10 protein-coding genes are annotated in these 6,953 nt (G+C 75.2%); 7 read left to right on the forward strand and 3 right to left on the reverse strand.

The genetic code is table 11. The annotated features are described in order from the left end of the window. Nucleotides 1–22 precede the first annotated feature (22 nt). A complete protein-coding gene (locus ACJOT3_RS30425) occupies nucleotides 23–340 on the reverse strand; it encodes an SHOCT domain-containing protein (RefSeq protein ID WP_406976580.1) in 318 nt (105 codons plus the stop codon). Between the two features lie 134 nt (nucleotides 341–474). Here ACJOT3_RS30425 and ACJOT3_RS30430 point away from each other — a divergent pair, with 134 nt between their 5' ends. Then, entirely contained in the window at nucleotides 475–1,689 is a 1,215-nt protein-coding gene (locus ACJOT3_RS30430) for a sensor histidine kinase (protein ID WP_406976581.1), read from the forward strand. Next, nucleotides 1,689–2,342, forward strand: coding sequence for a response regulator (locus tag ACJOT3_RS30435; protein WP_406976582.1), 654 nt, complete (start codon nucleotides 1,689–1,691; stop codon nucleotides 2,340–2,342). The genes ACJOT3_RS30430 and ACJOT3_RS30435 overlap by 1 nt, the downstream gene beginning before the upstream one ends. 28 nt (nucleotides 2,343–2,370) lie before the next feature. Here the strand turns inward: ACJOT3_RS30435 and pip are convergent, their stop codons facing one another. After that, the gene (pip, locus tag ACJOT3_RS30440; protein WP_406976583.1) at nucleotides 2,371–3,300 is read right to left on the reverse strand and encodes a prolyl aminopeptidase; all 930 of its coding nucleotides are present in this window, start codon (nucleotides 3,298–3,300) and stop codon (nucleotides 2,371–2,373) included. Nucleotides 3,301–3,417: 117 nt separating this feature from the next. On the opposite strand from pip, the gene ACJOT3_RS30445 reads away from it, so the two are divergent. The 4 genes from ACJOT3_RS30445 to ACJOT3_RS30460 all read left to right on the forward strand — a co-directional run bounded on the left by ACJOT3_RS30445 (nucleotide 3,418) and on the right by ACJOT3_RS30460 (nucleotide 5,859). Further along, nucleotides 3,418–3,729, forward strand: coding sequence for a hypothetical protein (locus ACJOT3_RS30445; RefSeq protein ID WP_406976584.1), 312 nt, complete (start codon nucleotides 3,418–3,420; stop codon nucleotides 3,727–3,729). A gap of 95 nt (nucleotides 3,730–3,824) precedes the next feature. Beyond that, nucleotides 3,825–4,634: a MerR family transcriptional regulator gene (locus tag ACJOT3_RS30450; protein WP_406976585.1), complete on the forward strand. Its 810-nt coding sequence runs from the start codon at nucleotides 3,825–3,827 to the stop codon at nucleotides 4,632–4,634. Continuing rightward, complete coding sequence (locus tag ACJOT3_RS30455) at nucleotides 4,631–5,443, forward strand: transglutaminase-like domain-containing protein (protein WP_406976586.1); 813 nt, start codon at nucleotides 4,631–4,633, stop codon at nucleotides 5,441–5,443. Before ACJOT3_RS30450 ends, ACJOT3_RS30455 begins: the two co-directional genes overlap by 4 nt. Before the next feature lie 29 nt (nucleotides 5,444–5,472). After that, complete coding sequence (locus ACJOT3_RS30460; RefSeq protein ID WP_406976587.1) at nucleotides 5,473–5,859, forward strand: pyridoxamine 5'-phosphate oxidase family protein; 387 nt, start codon at nucleotides 5,473–5,475, stop codon at nucleotides 5,857–5,859. On the opposite strand, the gene ACJOT3_RS30465 is transcribed toward ACJOT3_RS30460, so the two are convergent. Beyond that, nucleotides 5,856–6,590 carry a class I SAM-dependent methyltransferase gene (locus ACJOT3_RS30465; protein ID WP_406976588.1) on the reverse strand — a complete coding sequence of 245 codons (735 nt, stop codon included), beginning with the start codon at nucleotides 6,588–6,590 and terminating at the stop codon, nucleotides 5,856–5,858. The two genes, ACJOT3_RS30460 and ACJOT3_RS30465, sit on opposite strands and share 4 nt — an antisense overlap. Before the next feature lie 130 nt (nucleotides 6,591–6,720). On the opposite strand from ACJOT3_RS30465, the gene ACJOT3_RS30470 reads away from it, so the two are divergent. Further along, a partial coding sequence (locus tag ACJOT3_RS30470) for an NIPSNAP family protein (protein WP_406976589.1) occupies nucleotides 6,721–6,953 on the forward strand: 233 nt, incomplete at its 3' end.

Genomic DNA, 6,953 nt, shown 5'->3' on the forward strand with positions numbered 1-6,953 from the left:
CGGGCGCCTTCGGGTGGTCGGGTCACTTCCTGGTGTCGTCCTGTCCGGGGTTCCAGTTCAGGGCGCTGGCGCGTTCCATGAACTCCTCGACGGTGATGTCGCCGCGGGCGAACCGGTCGGCCAGGGTGCGGCGGGCCTCGTACTCGGGCGGGGCGGGCCGGGGCCCGGTGACCCACGGGGGCGGGCCGCCGCCGCGGCGGCGGATGAGGACGAACGCGGCCAGGGCGGCGGCGATGAGCAGCAGGCAGAACATGAGTGCTCCCAGGGGTGCGAAGGGCGGCGGTCCGTCCCCCCACGGGGGGTGGCCGGCCAGGTCGGCGATGACGGTCGTGGTGTTCATGGGTTCCACTGTGGGCGGGCGGGGTGGTCGCGGGCATCGCCCCTGGGGCGGCTGTGCGTGTACGTCGGTGTGCGTAGGCGGGGCTGCGCCGTGGGGGCGATGCGCGGGCGGGGTGGGAAGCCTAGGGTCGTGGCATGAGGAGTGTGCGGACGGTCGCGGTCGATGCCGGGCTGGGCGTGGTGCTGGGTGCGGTGGCGTTGGCGGCGGTGCGCGCCCAGGTGGCGTTCGGGCACGCCGCCCCGGCCGGCTGGGAGGGGTCGGATCGAGAGGGGCCGCCGTGGGCGGGCGGGTCGGGGCCGGACTGGGGGCAGGTGGGCCTGGGGTGGGGGGTGTGGGCCGGGATCGCCCTGCTGGTGGCGGCGGTGGCGGTGCGGCGGGTGCGCCCGCCCGCCGCTCTGGTGGCGGCCGGGGCCGGGGCGGCGGCGGTGTCGGTGGGCGCCGGGGTGGTGAACCCGGTCGTGGTGGTGATGGGCGCCCTGGTGGTGTTCTCCGCCGCGATCCGGATGGAGCCGGTCCGGTTCCTGGCCTGGGCGCTGCCCCCCGTCCTGGGGGTGGGGGTGCTCTCCCGGGCGGGCGAGCCGTGGTGGGGGCTGGCGGACGGGTCCGTCTGGGCGGCGCTGGCGGTGGCCGTGGGGGTGGTGGCGCCCTGGGCGGGGGCGGGGGTGTTCGTGCGGGCCCGCCGGCAGGGGCGGGCGCGTGAGCGCGAGGCGGAGGTGGCCCGGCACCGGTACGAGGAGCGGTTGCGGATCGCCCGGGAGGTGCACGACCTGGTGGGGCACAGCCTGTCGGTGATCAGCATGCAGGCGGGGGTGGCCTTGCACGTGGTGGACCGGCGCCCCGAGCAGGCCGCCGTCGCGCTGGCGGCGATCCGGGACAGCAGCCGCTCCGCGCTGGAGGAGCTGCGGCGCACGCTGGCGGTGTTCCGGGGCGAGGAGGGTGCGGCGCTGGAGCCGGTGGCGGGGCTGGACCGGTTGGAGGGTGTGGTGCAGGAGATGGGCGGGGCCGGGCTGGCCGTCACCGTGGAGCGGTCGGGGCAGCCGGTGGCGTTGCCGGGGGCGGTCGACCACGCCCTGTTGCGGATCGCCCAGGAGGGGCTGACCAACGTGCTGCGCCACGCCGGGGCGGGGGCGGCGGCGCGGGTGGAGGTGGCGTTCGAGCCCGGGCTGGTGTGCCTGGCGGTCATCGACAGCGGTGCCGGGCCGGGTGCGGGGTGGGTGGAGGGTGCGGGGATCGCGGGGATGCGCGAGCGCGCCCGGGGTGTGGGCGGGGAGTTGGCGGCCGGGCCCGGGGAGCGGGGCGGTTTCGCGGTGCGGGTGCGGGTGCGGGTTCCGGTGGAAGGGGGCGTGTGATGGCGGTGCGGGTGGTGGTGGCCGATGACCAGGCTCTGGTGCGGATGGGGTTGGGGGTGCTGATCGAGGCCGAGGACGACCTGGAGCTGGTCGGTGAGGCCGCCGACGGGGCGGCCGCGTTGGCGGTGGTGCGCGAGGAGCTGCCCGATGTGGTGCTGATGGACGTGCGGATGCCGGTCATGGACGGGCTGGCCGCTTTGCGGGAGATCAGTGCCGACGAAGCGTTGGCGGGGGTGCGGGTGGTGGTGCTGACGACGTTCGAGCTGGACGAGTACGTGTTCGAGGCGCTGCGGGCGGGGGCGTCGGGGTTCGTGGTCAAGGACGCCGACCCGGCCGAGCTGCTGGAGGCGGTGCGGGTGGCGGCCCGGGGTGAGGCGTTGCTGTCGCCGTCGGTGACGCGGCGGGTGGTGGCGGCGTTCACGTCCTCGCGGCCGGCGGTGGGGCCGGTGGTGGACGTGGGGGTGCTGACCGAGCGGGAGCGGGAGGTGGTGGGGCTGGTGGGTGAGGGGCTCTCCAATGAGGAGATCGGGGGGCGGCTGGTGGTCTCCCCCGCCACCGCCCGCACCCATGTGTCGCGGGCGATGGTGAAGCTGGGGGCCAGGGACCGGGCGCAGCTGGTGGTGTTCGCGTTCCGGGCGGGGCTGGTGAGGTGAGGCGGGGCCGCCCGGTGGCCGGGTGCGGTCAGCGGGTGAGGCGGTCGACGGCCGCCACGGCGGTGTCGTAGAGGCCTTTGGTGTGTCCGGCGCCCTCGATGATGTGCAGGGTGGCGGCGGGCCAGCGCCGGGCGAGGTGCCAGGCGGTGTCGGCGGGGCCGCTGATGTCGAGGCGGCCGTGGATGAGGGCGCCGGGCAGGTGGGCGATCCGGTCCATGCCCTCCAGGAGCCGCCCGTCGGGGAGGAAGGCGTGGTGGGCCCAGTAGTGGGTGACCAGGCGGGCGAAGCGCAGCTGGAAGTCCAGTGGGCGGGTGGACAGGAACGGGGCGGCGTCGGCGGTGGTGGACATGTGGGTGTCCTCCCACCGGCACCACGCCCGGGCGGCGGCCTCGCGCACGGCCGGGTCGGGGTCGGCCAGGAGCCGGGCGTAGGCGGCGGGCAGGCGGTGGGGGTCGGCGCCGGGTCCGGCCGCGTCGCGGAAGGCCTCCCACTGTTCGGGGAAGATCCGGCCCATGTCGTGGGTGAGCCAGTGCACCTCCCGGGGTGAGGTGGTGGTGACCGCGACCAGTACCAGCGCCCGCACCCGGTCGGGGTGGGCCTGGGCGTAGGCCAGGCCGAGGGTGGAGCCCCAGGAGGTGCCGACCACCAGCCAGGAGTCGATGCCGCGGGCGGTGCGCAGCGCCTCGATGTCGTCGAGGAGGTGGGCGGTGGTGTTGGCGGCCAGGTCGGTGGTGGGCAGGGCGGCGTCGGGGGTGGAGCGGCCGGCGCCGCGCTGGTCGAACAGGACGACGCGGTGGCGGGTGGTGTCGAAGAAGTTCACGAACCCGGGGTGGGCGCCCGAGCCGGGGCCGCCGTGCAGGACCAGGCAGGGGGTGCCGTCGGGGTGGCCGTGTTCCTCCCAGTACAGGGTGTCGCCGTCGGTGACGGGGAGGGTTCCGTGGGTGCGCGGGGTGGTCATGGTGCTCCTTGTGGTGGGGAACGCAGGATTGTAGTGGCGTTCGAGAGGAGTGGGGGCGGGCGTAGGGTCCGTGTCACCGCCCCGTGCGTCGGGGCGGGTCGGGAGGGGAGCGCGGCGATGGGCGATGCGGTGGGGCGGGCGCGGACGCTGGGCGAGGTGGTGCGGGCCCTGGCCGAGGCCGGTGAGGTGGATCCGGTGGTGGTGGAGCGGGCGCTGGGGCGGGTGTTGGCGGGCACGCCGGTGGAGGAGTTCGTGGACGTGGCCGGGCTGGCGCGCCTGGTGGTGGCGGTGGCGGGTGTGGAGGGGGCCGTGGAGGCGCTGGTGCAGGTCGCGGAGGTGGCGTCGGTGGTGTCGGTGCTGGACCCGGCGGCCCAGCGTGCGGTGCGGATCCGGTTGCGGCACCGGGCGGCGGCGGGGGTGCTGGGCTGACCCCGCCCCGGAGGGGTGGGCCGTGCGGTCCGCCCCTTTTTTTGTGCGGGGGCAGGGGTTGACCTTGCCCCAGGGGCTCGGTGTGCACTGGCCGTATGGAGAAGGAGTGGAGCCGCGGGGAGTTCGCCCGCCGCAGCGGGCTGACCGTCAAGGCGCTGCGCCTGTACGAGCGGTCGCACCTGCTGCCACCGCACCGGATCGACCCGCGCAGCGGGTACCGGTTCTACCGGTCCGGGCAGGTGGAGCGGGCGACGCGCATCCGGCTGCTGCGCCAGGCCGGTGTGCCGCTGGCGCTGGTCGGTGAGGTGGTGGACCTGGGTGTGGAGGCGGCCCGGGAGCGGGTGGGGGCGTGGTGGGCGGGCCGGGAGGAGGCGGTGCGCGCCCAGCGGCGGGTGCTGGCCGAACTCGGCCGGCACCTGGACGGTGACACCGCCGAGGAGGTCGACTGGCGGGTCGGGGTGCGGGTGTGGGAGCCGGTGCGGGCGCTGGCGGTGCGCGCCCGCACCGACCAGGCACACCTGGTGGAGACCTTCAGTGAGCGGGCCGGGCGGCTGCGGCGGCTGCTCACCGACCAGGGTGCCGTCCCCGGGGCGTCGACGTGGGTGTTCTACCCCGGTCTGGTGGGGGTGGAGACGGTCGGTGGCATCGAGGTGGCCGTCCCCTACACCGGTACCGCCGACCCCGCCGGTGAGGCGGTGGTGCGGGTGGTGGGCGGGGGCCGGTGGGCGGTGTGCGCGGTGGTGCGCCGGGACTGCTTCCACCCGCGGATCATGGGCGCCCACCGTGCGGTGGCGGCGGTGGCCGGGACCGGCGGGGTGGGCTGTGAGGTGTACACGGGTGCCTGGGAGGGCGCCCAGGACGTGGTGGTGGCCCAGGTGGCCCGCCCGATGCGGGGAGAGGGATGAGCGTGGTGGAGCGGTGGGTGCGGCACAGCCCCTTCAGCGACCCGGGGCGGTACGCCGACCGGTTGCCGGTGGGGGACGTGGGCGCGGTGGGGGAGGGGGTGCGGGAGATGGTGGTGCACTACCGGGCGGGCGGCGGGTTCTCGGCCGATGCGCGGGTGGATCTGCGGTGGGTGGAGGCGATCCTGGGCGCGGCCGGGGACGGGCCGGTGGCGGGGTGTTGTCGGGACTTCGCGTTGGTGACGGTGGCGGCGCTGCGCGCCCAGGGGGTGGCGGCCCGGCCCCGGGTCGGGTTCGCCGGGTACCTGGAGGAGGGTTTCCACACCGACCATGTGGTGGCCGAGTACCACGACGGGGGGCGGTGGGTGCGGGTGGACACCCAGTTCGCGCCCGGGGCGATGGGGGCGGTGGATCTGGGGGATCTGCCCGATGATGATCCGCGGGTGTTCGTGTCGGCGGCGCGGGCGTGGGCGGGGTACCGGGCCGGGGAGCTGGACGGGGACCGGTTCGGGGTGGCGCCGGAGCTGCCGTTGCGGGGCGGGTGGCTGATCGGGGACTACGTGTGGTCGGAGGCCGCGCACCGGTGCGGGTGCGAGGTGTTGTTGTGGGATTCCTGGGAGGCGTTGGGGCCGTGGGCGGACGATGCGCGCACCGACGCGATGGCGGCGGCGCTGATCGCCGGGGACGAGGAGCGCATCGGGGGGTTGTGGCAGGAGTGGGGGCCGAGGGGGCGGGTGTGGTGCTCCTCGCCGTCGGGGTTCCGCGGTTGGGTGGACCTGGAGGGGGACCCTGGCGTGGGCGTGGGATCCTGAACCCGGTTGAACGAGGGGAAGGGGTTCGTGTGGGCGGGAGCGGGTTCGCGGAGTTCTGGGGTGAGTACCGGTTGTGCACGCTGGCCTCGCCCCGCCCGGACGGGTCGATCCACCAGGTTCCGGTGGGGGCCACCTATGACGCCGGGCGCGGCCTGGTGCGGGTGATCACGTTCGCGGGCAGCTACAAGGCGCGCAACCTGGCGGCGCGTCCGGGGACGCGGGTGTCGGTGTCGCAGGTGGAGGGCGGCCGGTGGTGCACGGTCGAGGGGACGGCGGTCGTCTCCGATGACGCGGGGCGGGTGGCCGAGGCGGTGCGCCGTTACGCCGAGCGGTACCGGCAGCCGCGGCCCAACCCCGAGCGGGTGGTCATCGAGATCACCGTGGAGAGGGTTCTGGGGAACGTGCGCCCGGACTAGGCGGGGCGGGCCAGGGTGATGACCTCCGGTGAGGCGGGGGTGAGGGGGGTGCGGTCCCAGGTGCCGTAGCGTTCGACCGGGGTGAGTCCGGCGGCGGTGAGCAGGGTGTCCAGGTGGTGGACGGTCAGGAACCGCAGGGTGCTCACGGTGGACAGGAGTTCGCGGCCGTCGGTGTCGGTGGTGGTGGAGGTGAACGTCACCAGCCCCTGGGGGGTGATGGGGCGGGCGTCGTTGGTGTCGGTGACGGTGCGGCCGTCGGGCAGGGTCCCGGTCCAGGCGTGGTCGGGGGTCCACTGCTCCCAGGCGCGGGCGTCGATGTTGCGGGTCTCGAACGCGACCAGGCCGCCGGGGTTCAGGGCGGTGCGCATGGCCCGCAGTGCGTCGACGATGGTCTGGTCGGTGAGGAGTTCCTGGAAGGCGTGGCCGGTCATGGTGACCAGGTCGAATCCGCCGTCCCAGGTGCGGGTGGCCAGGTCGCCGCGGATCCAGTCGACGTCTGTGGTGTGGGAGCGGGCGATGTGGAGCATGGCGTCGGCGGGGTCCAGGCCGATGAGGCGGCCGGTGTGGCCGCGTTCGCGGGCGGTGCGCAGGATCAGGCCGGTGCCGCAGCCCACGTCCAGGGCGGCGGGGGCGTTCATGACGAGGTCGAGGTAGAAGTCGTCGCAGGGCGCCCAGGGGTTGAAGAAGTCGTAGAGGGCGGCGACGGCGGGGTCGTCGTAGGGGTTGTGCATCTGCTGAGTATGTCCAGGGTCGGGTGGGTGCGCACCGGGTTTTCGACGGTGGGTTCCTCTACGGTGGGCGGGTTCGGGGCACTCTCGCCCCGGCGTGGTGGACGGGGGTTGTGCCGTGGTGGGTCACCGGGTGGTCGAGTTGCGCCGGTACACGTTGCGTCCGGGGCGGCGCGAGGAGCTGATCGGGTTGTTCGACGCCGAGTTCGTCGAGACCCAGGAGGCGGTGGGGATGGCGGTGCTGGGTCGGTTCCGGGACCTGGACGATGCGGACCGGTTCGTGTGGTTGCGGGGGTTCGCGGACATGGAGGTGCGCCGCCGGGGCCTGGAGGCGTTCTACGGGGGTCCGGTGTGGGCCGAGCACGG

This window comes from Nocardiopsis protaetiae, assembly GCF_045446735.1.
Taxonomy (GTDB): Bacteria; Actinomycetota; Actinomycetes; order Streptosporangiales; family Streptosporangiaceae; genus Nocardiopsis; species Nocardiopsis protaetiae.